Annotated in this window: 11 protein-coding genes; 2 read left to right on the forward strand and 9 right to left on the reverse strand. The window is 61.7% G+C overall.

Annotated elements, in window-relative coordinates; genetic code table 11:
* The first annotated feature begins 4 nt into the window (after positions 1-4).
* Positions 5-1,789 (forward strand): hypothetical protein, encoded by a 1,785-nt coding sequence (locus ACILSI_RS01430; RefSeq protein ID WP_395720051.1) that lies wholly within the window; start codon positions 5-7, stop codon positions 1,787-1,789.
* On the opposite strand, the gene ACILSI_RS01435 is transcribed toward ACILSI_RS01430, so the two are convergent.
* The 8 genes from ACILSI_RS01435 to ACILSI_RS01470 all read right to left on the reverse strand — a co-directional run bounded on the left by ACILSI_RS01435 (position 1,764) and on the right by ACILSI_RS01470 (position 9,989).
* Positions 1,764-3,215, reverse strand: coding sequence for a glycosyltransferase (locus ACILSI_RS01435; protein ID WP_395720052.1), 1,452 nt, complete (start codon positions 3,213-3,215; stop codon positions 1,764-1,766). The genes ACILSI_RS01430 and ACILSI_RS01435 overlap by 26 nt on opposite strands.
* Positions 3,212-4,279 carry a HEAT repeat domain-containing protein gene (locus ACILSI_RS01440; protein WP_395720053.1) on the reverse strand — a complete coding sequence of 356 codons (1,068 nt, stop codon included), beginning with the start codon at positions 4,277-4,279 and terminating at the stop codon, positions 3,212-3,214. Before ACILSI_RS01440 ends, ACILSI_RS01435 begins: the two co-directional genes overlap by 4 nt.
* A 17-nt stretch (positions 4,280-4,296) precedes the next feature.
* Entirely contained in the window at positions 4,297-5,604 is a 1,308-nt protein-coding gene (locus ACILSI_RS01445) for a tetratricopeptide repeat protein (RefSeq protein WP_395720054.1), read from the reverse strand.
* Positions 5,601-5,807: a response regulator transcription factor gene (locus ACILSI_RS01450; RefSeq protein WP_395720055.1), complete on the reverse strand. Its 207-nt coding sequence runs from the start codon at positions 5,805-5,807 to the stop codon at positions 5,601-5,603. Before ACILSI_RS01450 ends, ACILSI_RS01445 begins: the two co-directional genes overlap by 4 nt.
* Positions 5,782-5,961, reverse strand: coding sequence for a hypothetical protein (locus tag ACILSI_RS01455; protein WP_395720056.1), 180 nt, complete (start codon positions 5,959-5,961; stop codon positions 5,782-5,784). The genes ACILSI_RS01450 and ACILSI_RS01455 overlap by 26 nt, the downstream gene beginning before the upstream one ends.
* A 193-nt stretch (positions 5,962-6,154) precedes the next feature.
* Positions 6,155-7,057, reverse strand: coding sequence for an alpha/beta hydrolase (locus ACILSI_RS01460; RefSeq protein ID WP_395720057.1), 903 nt, complete (start codon positions 7,055-7,057; stop codon positions 6,155-6,157).
* 21 nt (positions 7,058-7,078) lie between these two features.
* Positions 7,079-8,494: an arylsulfatase gene (locus ACILSI_RS01465; protein ID WP_395720058.1), complete on the reverse strand. Its 1,416-nt coding sequence runs from the start codon at positions 8,492-8,494 to the stop codon at positions 7,079-7,081.
* 40 nt (positions 8,495-8,534) lie between these two features.
* Positions 8,535-9,989, reverse strand: a complete 1,455-nt coding sequence (locus tag ACILSI_RS01470) for a sulfatase (protein ID WP_395720059.1) — start codon at positions 9,987-9,989, stop codon at positions 8,535-8,537.
* A 59-nt stretch (positions 9,990-10,048) separates the two neighbouring features.
* Between ACILSI_RS01470 and ACILSI_RS01475 the strand changes: the two genes are divergently transcribed.
* Entirely contained in the window at positions 10,049-13,816 is a 3,768-nt protein-coding gene (locus tag ACILSI_RS01475; RefSeq protein ID WP_395720060.1) for a PQQ-binding-like beta-propeller repeat protein, read from the forward strand.
* Here the strand turns inward: ACILSI_RS01475 and ACILSI_RS01480 are convergent, their stop codons facing one another.
* The gene (locus ACILSI_RS01480; RefSeq protein WP_395720061.1) at positions 13,817-15,307 is read right to left on the reverse strand and encodes a sulfatase-like hydrolase/transferase; all 1,491 of its coding nucleotides are present in this window, start codon (positions 15,305-15,307) and stop codon (positions 13,817-13,819) included.
* Between the last annotated feature and the right edge of the window lie 37 nt (positions 15,308-15,344).

A 15,344-nucleotide genomic window follows, 5' to 3' on the forward strand; every position in this document is an offset into this window, starting at 1 on the left:
CGCTATGACCTGGAAGTCACTCCGCCGCCGCACCTGGACATCCTGGCTGTGCGCCTGTTGCGCGGGCCTGCTCCTGCATCTGCCCGAGACGGCTTTAGGACAGACGGGCCCGCATCTGACAGTACGCCTGCTGCCTGCGGGCGAGGCTCCTGCGGCGGCGCTGGCCGAATGGCAGCGGATGTTAAATCCAGACGGGCGCTGGAGCATTCTGGAACTTTCAGCGCAGGCTCAGGAGGGCTCATTGCCCCTGCCCGAGGGGCGCGTCGCATGGGCGGGCCTTTTCCCGGTGCCTCTGGCGGCCCAATCCTCCGGCGGCGTGCAAGTGGTGGGAGACCTGGGCGGCCCTGCGGCGGCCATTCGGGAGCTTACGCCATTGCAGCAGCCGAGCGTGCCCCTGCCTGCGCCCATGGGATTGAACCTGGCCGCGCACATGGACTGGGTGCCGTTTGGCATCGAGGAACGGGTGATGGCGGCCGAGGCGGGTTCAAACCAGGGCGGCTGGGTGGTGAAAGGCGGAAAATCGCCCGCAGGCCTCTACAGTGCCATGCCCTGGCGGCTGCCACGTCTGCCGGGGGCATCGACCTGGCAGGTGGAGATCACGCTCAGCGGGGCAGGCCGGTTTGAGGTCGGTTTGAGCGATGATCATGGGCAGGGGTTTGCTCCGCCTGAGGTGCTCATCGAGACAACGCTGACATCGGGTGAGCAGGGCTTCTGTTGCTGGGTACCCGCCCGGATGCAGGACGCGCAAGCACTTCGTCTGACCCTGGCCGCCACGCATGGCGGGGGCGGGGAGATTCGGGTGAGGTCGGTGGTCTTCCAGCCGGTTTTGACCCCGCAGGACGCTCCCGCCAAATGGGATGGCAGACTGGGCATCTGGGACTGGTCCGCCCGTCCTGAACGCTGGATGGAGCTGCGGCCTTTGTGGAAAAAGGCGGGCATCCGCGTGCTGCAACTGGCGCTGCCACGCGGCGAGCCGGGCGCGGCCTGCCTTGAAACGCTGCGGCAGTTGCGTGCGGAAGGCTTCGAGGTGGTGGCGGTGGAGGGAGACCCGCACATGGTTTTGCCGACGGTCCAGGCTTCGGTGCTGGAGCGCCATCGGCAGCTCTCCGCATGGCACCCAGGCGCCCTCGACGCGGTGCAGTATGACGTGGAGCCCTACCTGCTGCCCGGTTTCCGCCTGCAATCCGACCGCTGGCATGAGAACTGGGCCAAACTGTTCGAATCTCTCCCGGCGGCAGGCCTGGCACCGGTGGAGGCGGTCACACCTTTCTGGCTGCTCCATCAAGAGCAGGGTAAAAAGGTGCTGGAAGTGATGGCGGGAAGCACCCGGCGGGTGGTGACGATGAATTACCGCAGCGATCCGGTGGAAGCCGCCGCCTGGGGCGTCGCTTGGCTGGAATGGAGCGCCAAACATCAGCGCCCGGTGTCCCTGGCGATCGAGTGCGGCCCGATCAGCGACTCCCGCAGCTTCACTTTCCGAAAAGCGGACGCGGGGCGGCTGTGGATCTGCCCCTGGGCCGGGCAAGGCACCGCCGTGGTGCTGTTTGAGAACGACATCCGAGCTGGAGCACCCGCTGTGGTGCTCGCCCAGGCGCGGGAGACGGTCATTTCGGGCTCACGCACCACCCTGAAGGACCAGCCGCCGGAGAAGATCAGCCAGATGATCGAACGGCTGGAGGGCACGGCCAGACAAATGCGGCTCCCCGAAGCTCTGCGGCCCACCTTGCTGCTGCATGAGCCGGACGAGGCCGTGCTGGAGCATCTCAGCCGCCGTGCTTTTTCTCGTTGAAGCCCCGGCGCGTCATCTCCCCCCAGCCTTTTTTATTGCGCAAGAACTGCCAGATGCCTTTCACCCGCCACCAACTGTTCAACTGCCGGTAGCCGAAGTTCTCCACGATCGCACCGATGCCCAGCCGGATGAGGTCGCCCACGTTACGATGATGCTGAAGGGAGTACTCGGCCAGGATCATCGCGGAGAGGCTGAGGCACATGCCAAAACTGAAGACCACCGCGCAGTAGGCCAGGAAAAACTCCAGGCTCAGAATGCCAGCCAGGTAGCACAGGGGCACCATCACCAGGCCCAGCAGCTCCAGCAGCGGGCTGAGGATGTCAAAGACCAGGAATGAAGGCAGGGCCAGCATGCCCACCCGGCCGAATTTGGGCCTGAAGAGCATGTCACGATGTTTCCAAAGCGTTTCGCACAGGCCCCGCTGCCAGCGGGTGCGCTGACGGGAGAGGACTTTGAGGGTGGAGGGGGCTTCCGTCCAGCAGACGGGGTCCGGCACATGATGCACCGCATGGTGCACGCCTTTGGACGCCGCCCAGCGGTGCATGCGCACGACTAGCTCCATGTCCTCCCCCACGGTGCCGTGCTCGTAGCCGCCGAGTTCCAGCAGCGTCTCGCGGCGGAAAATGCCAAACGCACCCGAGATGATTGTGACGGACTCGGACCGCGTCCAGGCCATGCGCGTGAGCAGGAAGGCCCGCAGATACTCCACGGCCTGAAACAGCTCCACCCAGCGCCGCGGCGGGCGCACCTCCAGCACCAGCCCGGCGCGCACGGTGCAGCCGTTGGCCACGCGGATCGTGCCGCCCACCGCCATGGTCGTTTCCGGATGGTCGATGAAGGGCCGCACCGCGCGGATGAGCGCGTCGGAGTCCAGCAGCGAGTCCGCGTCCACCGAGCACACATAGGGATGGCTGGCCAGGTCCATGGCCGCGTTGAGCGCGTCAGCCTTGCCGCCATTGACTTTGTCCACCACCAGCAGGTTGGGCAGGTCTTCGCAGGCATAGATGCCGCGCACCTCCGCGTAGGCCACGCGGCGCGGCACGGCACGCTTCACCGGCTGCAATTTGAACGCCTCGATCAGGCTGCCCAACGAGTTGTCCTTCGAGCCGTCGTTCACCACGATGATTTCGTACTCGGGATAACGCAGTGTCAGCAAGGAGCGCAGGCTTTCCACGATGGTGGCCTCCTCGTTGTAGGCCGGCACCAGCAGGGAGACGGGCGGCGTCGCCTCCGAGGTGATCATCCACCACTCGCTCAACCGGGACGCCCGGGCGCGCGCGTGGATAAACTCGGGCAGCGCCAGGAAGATGTTGTAGAGGTAAACCGCATTTTGCGCGCTCTGGAGGATCAAGATGAACGTGGACGTCAGCCAGACGCTTTCGGTGAACCAGACGGACTGGGTCCATTCTACGGGCGGTGAGGTCATGAGCGCACGACGGGGGGCGAGGCGGCCTCAATGGCCTCCTCGATGAGCGATTCTAACAGAGGATCTTGATGGCATCCCGCCCGCAGGCGTTCCCAGAAATCGCCTTTGACTGAAGCCAGGCCGTGTGTGGCCACGCGCTGCACATCGAAATTTGCATCCTGGGCCAGTTGCCACAAAAGGTACCGGGCTCCGGCGTTCCGGCCCATGCTGACTGAATACTTTGCCACGGCGAGGCGCACCTTGGGGTCCGTGTCCGTGGTCAGAGCGGCCACCTGCTCCATGTGCTCGGGGTCCGAGAGTTTTTCGAGTGTGAGCACCGCCGCCGCACGTACGGTCGGGGCCGGGTGTGTGAGTTGCTCCGCCACGACGCCGGACTGGGCCAGATCACCCGCCACGGAGATCGCGTCCAGCAGCAGGACTTTCTCCCGCGCGGATTCCTCCCGTGTGAGCAGGCTGGCAAGCTCCCGGACCCGGGTGGGCGCATACTTGCGCACGATGTCCCGCACGCGCTCGGACTCCAGGCAGCCGCCCTCCCGCAAAGATTCCATAATGGCCTGCAGCGTCACCCCGCTTTCCTGGCGCAGGGACAGAGAATAGGCCGCCTCGACACGCACCTCCCCGTCAGCATCCCGCAGGCAGCGTTCCAGGGCGAAGTCCACATTGGGATTCAAGCTGGTCCATCCCAGCAGCGCGCATCCGCGCACGCGCTGCTGGCGGCTGCGGCTGCGGACCAGATGCAGCCCATAGTCCTCCCCGCCGATGTGAACGAGCACGTCCTTGAGCTGTTCCCGATACTGGCCGCGAAACCGCTCGTTTAACTCCCCCACCAGTTCCAGGACCGATTCCAGCACCGCGTGAGATTGGATCCGTGGCAGATGGGCCACCGGCTCCACCTCTTCCAGCACCGGCAGCAACAGTCCCAGCCAGTCGTGGGCGACTTGCTCACCCCGTGACGTCCGGCGGTTGTCCACTAAGCGATGCAGCAGCAGAAACAGCCACAGCACCAGGGCGATCCCTAGCAAAACCAGGGAGACGATGAGGAGTATGACCAGGGCGAACTTCATCAGGGGTTCAGATCACGTCAAAATCGGTACCCGCAGCCCGCCGCCATGCCGTAGCGGATCACTCCGTTCTGCACCTCCTCGCGTTCCAAATCCAGCCGCACATGCCAGAAGTCGGAAACCGGCATCACCATGCTCGCAAAAATCGTCCACGACCGGATGGAGCGTCCCCGTTGCAGGGTCTGGGTGGTCAGGGATTCCACCGCCTGGCCGGCGCCGATGCGGAACTGCCAGCGTTCCTTCGGCTCCCAGGCGATGGACATCAGCCAACCATCTGCCTCCATGCCCGTGTCGTAACTGAAATGCAGCCAGTGCGCATTGACCGTCCAGGCATCTGCCACCTGCTGCTGCCAGCCAAGCCGCGTGATCCTCACACCCACGCTGGTGTAGTCAGCCCAGCGCGCCTCGGTGAGCAGATCCCCCCGGCCCAGCGGACCCAGTTTCTCATACAGACGCCAGCTCACGGAAACATCCGCATACCAGCGGGCGCTGTAAGACGCGTCTGGTGTGACGCCGCCATAAACCGTGGTCCGAATCCCCTTCATCACCAGTCCGGACGTGCCAGTCTCCCAGGTCACGTCCTGCAGGTTGAAACGTTCTCCGGTTTCCACCCGGAGCCAGGCATCCCAGCCCCGGAACTTGTGTGAGTAGGAGCCATAGACGCCCCACCACTCATCCCGCTCCTGTCGCGCAAAGGTGCTCCCGCTCATGCCCATGTCGATCCGGCTCTGGGTCTGGCTTTTGGCCGCTTCCAGGCGCTGCTCGATTTCCGCCGAGGGCTGCACCGCCAGCGCACGTTCATACAGCGTCTTGGCCTGGCTCACATGCCATTCCTCCATTTCAATGTCTCCAAGTCCCATCAGCACCTCGGCCTGGTTCGGATCCTTCTGCAAAATGGCCTCGTAGCGCCGCCGTCCTTCCGCCAGATCCCCGCGCCAGACCGCGATGCGCCCGCGCATGAGCGCCACCTCCAGATTGCTGGGAAACTTCTTCTCCAGCCTCGCCAGGCACTCGTCTGCCGCAGAGTAGTCCTTGCTCCAGGCCAGCACCGTCGCCTCCGCCATCCCCAGATCATAATTCTCCGGCTTCCGGCGCAACCCCTGCCGCAGCGCCGTCAACGCCTCGTCATACTTGCTTTGCCACCCCAGCACCATGCCGTAATGCAGCCATGCCTCAATGTTGGACGGCTGTGCGCTGGTCGCCTTTCTCAGCAACCGGGCCGCCTCCTCGTGACGACCCGCGTTTTTGGCCTCCAGTCCCTGCTCATAGACACCCGCCCAGGCCGCTTGGGCGGCCAGGAGAGCGATCAGCAGGCAGCGGCGTTTCATGCCGCCGCCCCCTCCGGAACCAAGCGTGCCACCCGCGCCAGCAGCTCGGCCGGGCTGAAGGGCTTCGTCAGATAGTCGTTGGCTCCATCGTCCAGCGCGCCCACCACATCCGCCTCACGATTGCGCGCGGAGAGCATGAGCACCGGTGTCGCCTCAAAGGTCGGATCACGGCGCAGCTCACGCAGCGCGGCGAAGCCGTCCATTACCGGCATCATGCCGTCCAGGATGATCAGCCTGGGCCGTAGTTCCCGCGCCATCATAGGCGGAAACGATCTGCCAGCCATGCTGCGCAAGTTTGAAGCCCACCACCCGGTGGAGGAGTGGATCATCATCGGCGAGTAACAGCGTGTTGTTCATAGGAAACGTTGATCGTCCCGATTTAGGAAGCTCCGCGACCTATTTCAGCCTGTTGCCAGAAATGAAGCGGGCGCAAATGTGTATAAACGATCCGCCCCGACGGGGTAAAGTCAAAAAAGAGTTATCCAAGGATCCTGTTGCCTCGGAGGAGCCGTCGTGAAAATCCTGGCGCGGCTGCTTTACCTGCCCGGCCTCACTCTTTCGGAAGCAGTTTCTCACCCGTGGCTGGCATCGTCTTCGTCGGTTCGCCAGTGAGCAGACCGTGTTTCACGAGGAATTGGTCCGCAGCGATCAGCGTGACGGTCTGCCATGGGCCGCTGTTGAAGAAACTGTGCGACTGGCCGGGCGCGATCTGGAGATCGATGGTTTTGGTGCCGAGTGACTTCCATTTGGCGTGGGCGGTGTCCCAGCCTTTTTTCCAGGTGTCCTGATCGCCGAAGAACGCGATGGCGGGCGGCAGATCGGCCTTCAAATGACGCAGGATGTCGATCTCGGGGTCTTTGTCGTCATCGGTGGCAAAGGCGGGATTGAACCACACATAAGCGACGACGCTGGTGTCGATGTCCTTCGGGTCGGCGGGGTCGTTCAGGCCCGGATTCATCGTGGCGAGCGCGCTGATGTGTCCGCCCGCCGATCCACCACCGGTGATGATGCGCTGCGGATCGATGCCGAACTCTCCCGCGTGCTGCTTGAACCAACGAATGGCGCTTTTCGCGTCGGTGACGCACACACGCTTCTTGGTTTCGCCCGCAGGCAGCTTCGCTGCATCAGCCTTGCTGAGCATCTGATACTCCGACGTGGCACAGACAAGCCCGCGACTTGCAAAGTAGGCGCAGGCGATGCGAAACTGGCCCAGCGAGCCGCCGCCCCATCCGCCGCCGTGAAAGAGGATCATGCCGGGCACTTTGGACTTCGCTGGATCGTGATCCGGCGGGAAGTAGATCTCCATCTGGCGCGGTTTGCCGGCGCTCTCTTTGTAGATGTAAACTTTGCCGGGTGGCGCATCGGCGCCGATGCCACCTTTGGCTTTGGCGGGTTTTTCAGCGGCATGGGATGCACCACAGAGGACGCAGAGGATTAAAGAGAGGAGTTTCATGCAGTGGCGGAGATGAAGAGGTTACTTCTTGGATTTTTTGCCAGCTTTCCACTGCGGTTCCCACTCAGTCAGCGGTGTGCGTGCGGTTTTCAGGTAGTCGCTGATCTTCGATGCGATGTCGGGATGCTTGTCGGCGACATTGGTCAGCTCGGCGATGTCGTTTTGCTGATCAAAGAGCTGCACCGGAGCATCGGGGCCACCACTGCGGATACCTTTCCAGCGGCCTTGAAAAAGCGCCGCCTGCTTGAATCCGCCTTCGTGGAACTCCCAGTAGAGGAACTCGTGCTTGGGCTGCTCTTTGCCGGTGAGCGCTGGCACGAGGCTGATGCCGTCGGTTTTCTCCGGTGCGGGTGCTCCGGCGAGTTCGGCGGCGGTGGGCATGAAATCGGGGAAGTAACCGACATGCGCGGACTCACCCGGCTTCACTTTGCCCGGCCACCAGGCGATGAAGGGAACGCGGATGCCACCATCGGTCAGGCTGCGTTTGATCCCAGTGTAGGGACCGTTGGGATCGAAGCGTTCGAGGTCGTGCTTGCTCTCGTTGTGTGGTCCGTTGTCGCTGCTGAAGATGACGAGTGTGTTTTCCGCGATGCCAAGTGCTTTGAGATGCTCCATCATGCGTCCCACATAGCTGTCGAGGCGTGTGATCATGGCCGCCTGGCCTTTGTCCTGCTTCGGCCAGTCTTTGTCGGCATAGGGGCCGTAGTCGGGCACATGGGCACCATCGCCGAGGATCTTGCCGCGCTCGTTATTCGCGTGTGGGATGACCATGGCCCAGTAGAGGAAGAAGGGCGTCGCTTTGTTTTCCGTGACAAACTTCAGCGCGTCATCGGCGAAGAGATCATCCGCGTAATGAATTGCCTCCGTGGCATAACCCGCACCATCTTCGCCGACGGGCACGATGATGTTCGAAAGCGGTTCCTTGCTCTCATTACGCCAAAGATAGTCGGGGAAGTGATTGTGCGCGTGGTGCTGGCTCAGGTAGCCGTAGAAGTAGTCGAAGCCTTGCTTGCGCGGCAGGCCGCTCTCCGCTTCGCCGACATTGCCGAGCCCCCATTTGCCGATGAGCGCGGTTTTGTAGCCCGCTTTCTTCAAAACGGAGGCCACAGTGACATCGGCCTCCTTCAAGGCCTGTGCCGCCGGGTTCTGCTGGCCTGCATTGCCACGGATGCGGGTATGACCGTGATGCAAGCCCGTCATGAGCACGCTGCGCGATGGCGCACAGACGGTGGCACCGGCATAGAAGTGCGTGAAACGCATGCCCTCCTTCGCCATGTGGTCAATGTTTGGTGTCGTGATGACCTTCTGCCCGTAGCAGCCGAGATCGGCGTAACCGAGATCGTCGGCCATGATCCAGATGAGGTTCGGCTGCGCCGAAAAGGATGCATGTGGAATGATAAATGACGAAAGCAGGATGAGGACGCGAAACAGCTTCATGGGACGCCTGCCAACGAGCCGCGACGGTCTCATCTTCCATTCAATCCAGCCCGTAGCTCTTCATCCACCAGGCGAGACGCTCGGCATCCGTTGGCTCTGGCTTCTTGAGGCGTGATTTCCAGGTGCGTTGGTAGTCGGCGCGTTTGTCTTTTTGAATCTGCTCCATCGTCGGTTCGGTGGGTGGATCACCAGCAGCACCGCGATCACTGCTCGATTGAATCCAAGCATTGAGTTCACTGCGTATCTTGGCGATGGACTGGGCACGATCAGGATGCTGTGAAACATCATGCAGCCCGAGAGCATCGGTCTTGAGGTCATAAAACTCGATCTCGGGGCGAGTCGGCAGCAACCACTGCGCCTGGAAGGTGTCTAGCCCTCCGGTTTCATTCAGCACACGCAGCAGGGCCATTCCGGGATAGCTGGCTTCCTTGTAGCCGGACCAGTTCAGTCGCGAGAGGCTGGTGTTGAAGTTCTGCACGAGCCACCCATCGCAGCTGATCACGGCGCGGATGCGGTCCATCGCATCGCCACAGCGATCACGCGCGGCGAAGAGCGTATCACGCTCAGGAAAATCACCGCTGAGGATTGGTTTGCCCTCCATCCATGCTGGAACAGGCAGGCCCGCGAGCTTCAGCATCGACGGCGCGAGGTCGATCAAGCTCACGAGGCGTTCCTCGACACCTTTGGCATCAATCTGCGGCCCGCGCATGATCAGCGGCACCTGAAGCCCTTCAACGCTCAGCCATTGCTTTCCCCACGGCATCGGGCGGCCATGATCGGCGAAGAACATGATGATGGTGTCATCAAGCACGCATTCCGTCTTCAATTGATCGAGAATCACGCCCACACGCTGATCCACGACCTCGACACTGCGCTGGTAGGCATACCAATCGCGTCGCACAAGCGGATGATCGGGATAGTTTGGCGGCAGATCGATGGCGCGGAGCTTTGCCTCATCATAGCTCTCTGGAATCGGGAACGGTCGATGCGGCTCCGTGATCTGAAACTGCGCGAAGAACGGCTGCCCCGGCTTCCGTTTCCGCCAGTCGTCGCCATCGAACATCTCCGCCGCGTCATGAGTGAAGTTGTAGTGCGTCTTGCCCTTCTTGATCGTCTTGCCGTTGCGCATCGTTTCTGGTGCCGCCGCATTCGTGACAAACCAGCCCGCCTCGCGCAGCAGGCCCGGCAGGTGCTTGTATGGCGCGGGCAGCGGCTGCGGATTCTCTACATCATGAGGATGCAGACCCGTCGTGGTTTGATAGCAACCGAGGATAAAAGCCGAACGCGAAGCACTGCACACCGGCGCGGTGGCATAGGCCCGTGTGTAGCGCCGACCTTCAGCAGCGAGCCGGTCGAGATTCGGCGTGCTGACTTGCTTCAAGCCATAGGCCCCGATGTCCGGCGACATGTCATCCGCGATGATCCAGACGAAGTTGGGGGTTTGGGCGATAAGGAAAGACGGGAGAATGATGGCGAAAAGCAATGCACAACGCATGACGGTGAAACGAGCCGCCTGGGGCAATATTGCCCTGCTTGCCTCGTTGATTCCTGTCCATGAAATTGCCCGTCTGCCTTCTGCTCCTGCTTTCCACCGCTGCACACGCCGCCGACTGGCCGATGTGGCGCTATGATGCCGGTCGCACAGCGGCTTCAAGTGAAAAACTGCCCGCCAAGCTCCAGCTCGAATGGGAACGCCTGTATTCACCCCGTGAGCAGGTGTGGGATGATCCGCTGAACCACGATTTGATGCCGTATGACAAGGTTTTCGAGCCGGTGGTGATGGGCGACAGAATGTTCATCGGCTTCAATGATCGCGACAAGGTGGTGGCGCTGGATCTGAGCACGGGCGCGGAGGTGTGGACGTTTTTCACCGGTGGTCCGGTGCGCCTGCCACCGGTGTGCTGGCAGGGCAAAGTGTATATCACGAGCGATGACGGCCATCTCTACTGCTTGAATGCTGATGATGGCAAAGCGGTGTGGTCCTTCAGCGGCGCACCTTCGGCTCGCAAGGCGCTGGGGAACAATCGCCTGATCTCCGCATGGCCTGCGCGCGGCGGGCCGGTGATTCGCGAAGGCAAAGTGTATTTTGCCGCGAGCATCTGGCCCTTCATGGGCACGTTCCTTTACTCGCTCGATGCGGAAACGGGCAAGGTCGTGTGGGTGAACGACGGCACCGGCGCGGACTTCATCAAGCAGCCGCACAGCGCCTCATCCTTTGCCGGTGTGGCTCCGCAAGGTGCGTTGGTGGCGACGAAAGACACGCTGCTCGTGCCGGGTGGACGCTCGGTGCCTGCGGGCTTCGATCTCGCCACAGGTGCGTTGCGTTATTTCCATCTGAATGATGGTGGCAAGGGCAATGGCGGCTCCTTTGTGGCTGCTGGCGACAATTATTTCTATGTCCACACGCGTGAGCGCGGTGTGCGTGTCTATGACCTCAAAACCGGCACGCAGGGCAAGTCTGTGATGAACGAGCCGGTCATTGATGGCAGCCGCCTGTTCGACTCGGACGCGGACAAAGTGCGCGAACTCGGCACGAGTGAAAAAGTGCTCTGGGAAGTGAAGGCAGACGGCTCAGGCGATCTCATCAAGGCGGGCGATCATCTCTACGCCGCAGGCAAAAGCAGCCTCAGCTCCATCGCTTTAGGCGAAAAGCCACGCGTGGCATGGACACTGCCAGTCAAAGGTGAGGTGCTCCGTCTGCTGGCTGCGAATGGAAAGCTCATCGCGGTGACGCAAGATGGCCGCATTCAAGTGTATGGCAGCGGCAAGAACCTCGGAAGCCTCGCATCAAAGCCGCAAAAGCTCGCCACAGCGCCTGCTGAAGCCTCCAAGCTCGCGCAAGCTTTGCTGGAGAGGGCAGGGGACAAAGGCGGGCATGCATTGATCTTCGGAGCGAGTGAAACGGGCTTGCTCGATGCCTTGCTCAGCGATTCCCAGATGCAGATCACCGTGGTGGAGAAAGACGAGGTGAAGGTCGATGCGCTGCGTCGTCAGTATGACGCCCTCGGCTTGCAGGGCACACGCATCAGCTTCCATGTGGGCGATGCGCTTTCCTTCCAGGCACCACCTTACTTTGCGCATCTCGTTATCACGACGAGGCAGCACCTTGCCGCCGCTTACGCCTCTGTGCGGCCTTACGGCGGTGTGATGCTTTGTGATGAGGCGGCCGATGTCAGCACCCTCGAAAACGCCAAGCTGGAGAAGCTTGGTGCACATCAACTCATCATTCGCGAAGGTGCGCTCCCCGGCGCGGCCGACTGGACGCATCAGTATGGCGACATCGGCAACACGGTGAAGTCCGACGACAGCCGCGTGCGCGCACCGCTCGGTGTGCTGTGGTTCGGTGGCAGCTCAAACATGGACGTGCTGCCGCGTCATGGTCACGGCCCGCCAGAGCAGGTCGTGGGCGGTCGCCTCTACATCCAGGGCATGAGCAGTTTCAGCGCGCGCGATGTTTACACCGGCCGTGTCATCTGGAAGCACGACTTCGAAGACCTCGGCACCTTCGGTATCTACTACAATGAAACCTACGAGGACACGCCGCTGAGCACCGCTTACAACCAAAAGCACATCCCCGGCGCGAATGGTCGCGGCACGAACTACGCCGCCACGCAGGAAGCTGTTTATGTGGCGTTGAAAGGCGACTGCCAGATGCTCGATGCACAAACCGGCGAGCTGAAAAAGACCATCAAACTTCGTGAAGACGCCAAAGATCCCGCGCAGTGGGCCTTCATCGGTGTGCTGGATGATCTGCTCATCGGTGGAGACGACTTCGCTCACTTCAGCCTGCAAACCGGCAATGCCAAAAGTCGCGCCGCCGCGCCAATCGAGGACTATTCCGCCAGCGCGGGACTCGCGGTGTTTGACCGGCACAGCGGCAAATTGCTCTGGCGTGTGAAGGCGCGTCACAGCTTCCTGCACAACGGCATCGTCGCGGGCAATGGCCGCATCTACTGCCTCGACAAACTCACCAAACATGCCGAGGGCCTGCTGGAGCGTCGTGGAAAGGATCTGCCCAAGGACTATCGCATCGTCGCGCTTGATGCCCGCACTGGGAAAGTGCTCTGGGAGCAGGAGAAGGATCTGTTTGGCACCTGGCTCGGCTATTCCAAGAAGCATGATGTCTTGCTGCAAGCCGGAGCCAAGGCGAGCGACCGCCTTTCCACGGAAGTCGGCGATGGCATGATCGCTTACGAAGGCAAAACGGGCCGCGTGCGCTGGCAGGATCTCAAACGCGCCTACACCGGCCCCTGCATCCTGCACAACGAGCTCATCCTCACCGGAGCGAACTCCTACACCAGCTCCGGCGGTGCCTTCAGCCTGCTCACCGGAGATCCACATCTCGTGAAAAACCCGCTCACTGGCAACATGGAGCCGTGGCGGCTGAACCGCACCTACGGCTGCAACACCATCATCGCCAGCGAGCACCTGCTCACCTACCGCAGTGGCGCGGCGGGCTTTTACGATCTCGACAGCATGAGCGGCACCTCGAACCTCGGCGGCTTCAAATCCGGCTGCACCTCGAACCTCGTCGTGGCCAATGGCGTGCTCAACGCGCCTGATTACACCCGCACCTGTTCCTGCTCGTATCAGAACCAGACCTCGCTCGCGCTCATCCACATGCCGGAGATGGAGATGTGGAGCTACAGCCAGTTCGGTCTCGATGGCAAACAAGGCGACCGCATCCTTCACGCGGGTATCAACTTCGGCGCACCCGGCAATCGCCGTGCTCCTGATGGCACTCTTTGGATTGAACATCCTCACGTCGGTGATGGCAACGCGCCGCAACTGGGTGTTGAAGGCATCGGCAAGGACGTGACGTGGTTCCGCCGCCACAGCACGCAAATCGCGGATGCAGGCAAAAGCCAGCCGTGGATCATCGCCTCCGGCTTAATCGGCGAAGGCGAGATCGTCATCACGCCTTCGCTACGTCGTCCATTGCTCGTGAAGCCAGTTAAAAAGTCCGACGATGATGACGACAAGCCCAGCGGGAAAAAGAAGACGACGGAGAAACCGAAAGCCGTGATCGTTCCGACGCAGGAGCCGTTGCTCAAAGTCGATTACCCACCGCTGGCGCACACCGTGCGCCTTCATTTCAGCGATCCCGATCAACTCCCGCCCGGCGAGCGCGTCTTCAACGTCCTGCTGCAAGGCAAGGCCGTGCTGAAGAACTTCGACCTCGCCAAAGAAGGCGGCAGCGCCGTGCGCGAGTTCAAAGGCATCGTCATCGGCAAAGACCTGCGCCTCACGCTCCAGTCCGCGCACGGATCGAAAGCCAAGCCCGTCCTCAGCGGCGTGGAGTTCGTGGCGGAATCGAGGTGACTACTTGTTTTTCTTCCCCTTCGCCTTCTTCACTGGCATGGGAGGTGTGGGCAGATCATCACCGGGCTGATTCGAAAAGCGGAAGGGGTCGTCGAGACGGCGCATCTCGGCCAGCAGCAGCGCTTCCATCTCCTTGAGCTTGTCGGCGTGTTTGGGATCAGCAGCGAGATTGGGCTTACCGTGCTCGGGGAGCAGTTCGTGCGGGTTTTCGGCCAGATTGAAGAGCTGAGTCTGATTCACGCTTCGATCAGGAGACTCGTAGCGGATGAGCTTCCAGTCGCCCTGCTTCACGGCTCTCATGCCAGGCTTTGCGCCGCCAGCGTAGGTGCCGTAGAGGACGTCTCGGATGACTTTCTTCTCGCCGGTGAGCACGGGCTTGAAGCTGGTGCCTTCGTTCGTCTCGGGCGGAGTGACGCCGGCGAGATCGCAGAGCGTGGCGAGCACGTCGAGGAGGTAGATGTTCCCCTCCACGCGTTTGCCTGCGGCGATACCCGGTCCTTTGACGATGAAGGGCACGCGCCAGGTGTGCTGGTAGAGGTTTTGTTTGCCCATGAGACCGTGGCGACCGATCGACATGCCATGGTCGGCGGTGTAGATGATGTAGGTGTTATCGAGCTCACCCATGTCTTCGAGCTTCTTCAAGACACGGCCGATCTGGATGTCGATATTCTCGCTGCACGCATACTGGCGGCCGATTTCGTTGCGAATGCTGGCCTCGTCGCGACGTTGCCACACACCGCTGACGGCCACTTCGTCACGCACGCCGGAGTCGGTGGTGTCAAAGGGGTGCTTCAGCAGATGGTTCGGCGGCAAAGGTGGCTGCAGGGAGTGCAGCGAAGGCGGATTCGCCTCGTCGGTGTGATTCGTGGCACCATACTTTGCTAGAAGCTCGGGTTTGCCATCGCGCGTGTCGTGCGGATGCGAAAAGCCGTAGTAAATGAGGAAAGGCTTTGTGTCCTTCGTCGCCTCGCGATCCTTCAGGTAGTTCATGACCTGGTCTCCATGCCAGGCGCTGCCAGATTCATCATCACCGCCGCGTTTGGAGGCGTCTTTGCGCACGGTGAAGAGCTTGTTCGCCGCCTCGTAGCTGTTGCCCATTTTGCAGGTGCGCATGGTGGCGTAACCTGCTCGATTGAAGACTGCCGGGATCGTCTGCTGCTCCAGCGCAGGCGGGCTCGTCTTGGCTCCCCAAGGCGCTGGCGGTAGGTGCCAGACCGTGCGACCGCTCATGATCATGTGACGCGATGGCATGCATACCGCGCCACTGAACGAGCCCATGTGATACGCTCCGTCGAAAACCATGCCCTGCGCCGCCAGCTTGTCCAAATTGGGCGTTTGGAGCGTCGATTGCGGATTGTACATTTTCAAATCGAAGGGCGACTGGTCGTCCACGAGGATGAAGAGCAGGTTTGGCCTCCCATCCTTCGCCAAAGCTTCGGAGGGCCAGAGCACTGAAAATGACGAAAGGAGGATGAGCAAGACGAGACGCATGATCCGCAGTGAACGGCCCCGACTCCGGCACATTTCA

The sequence above is a fragment of the Prosthecobacter sp. genome (assembly GCF_044232965.1).
In the GTDB taxonomy this organism is placed as follows: Bacteria; Verrucomicrobiota; Verrucomicrobiia; order Verrucomicrobiales; family Verrucomicrobiaceae; genus Prosthecobacter.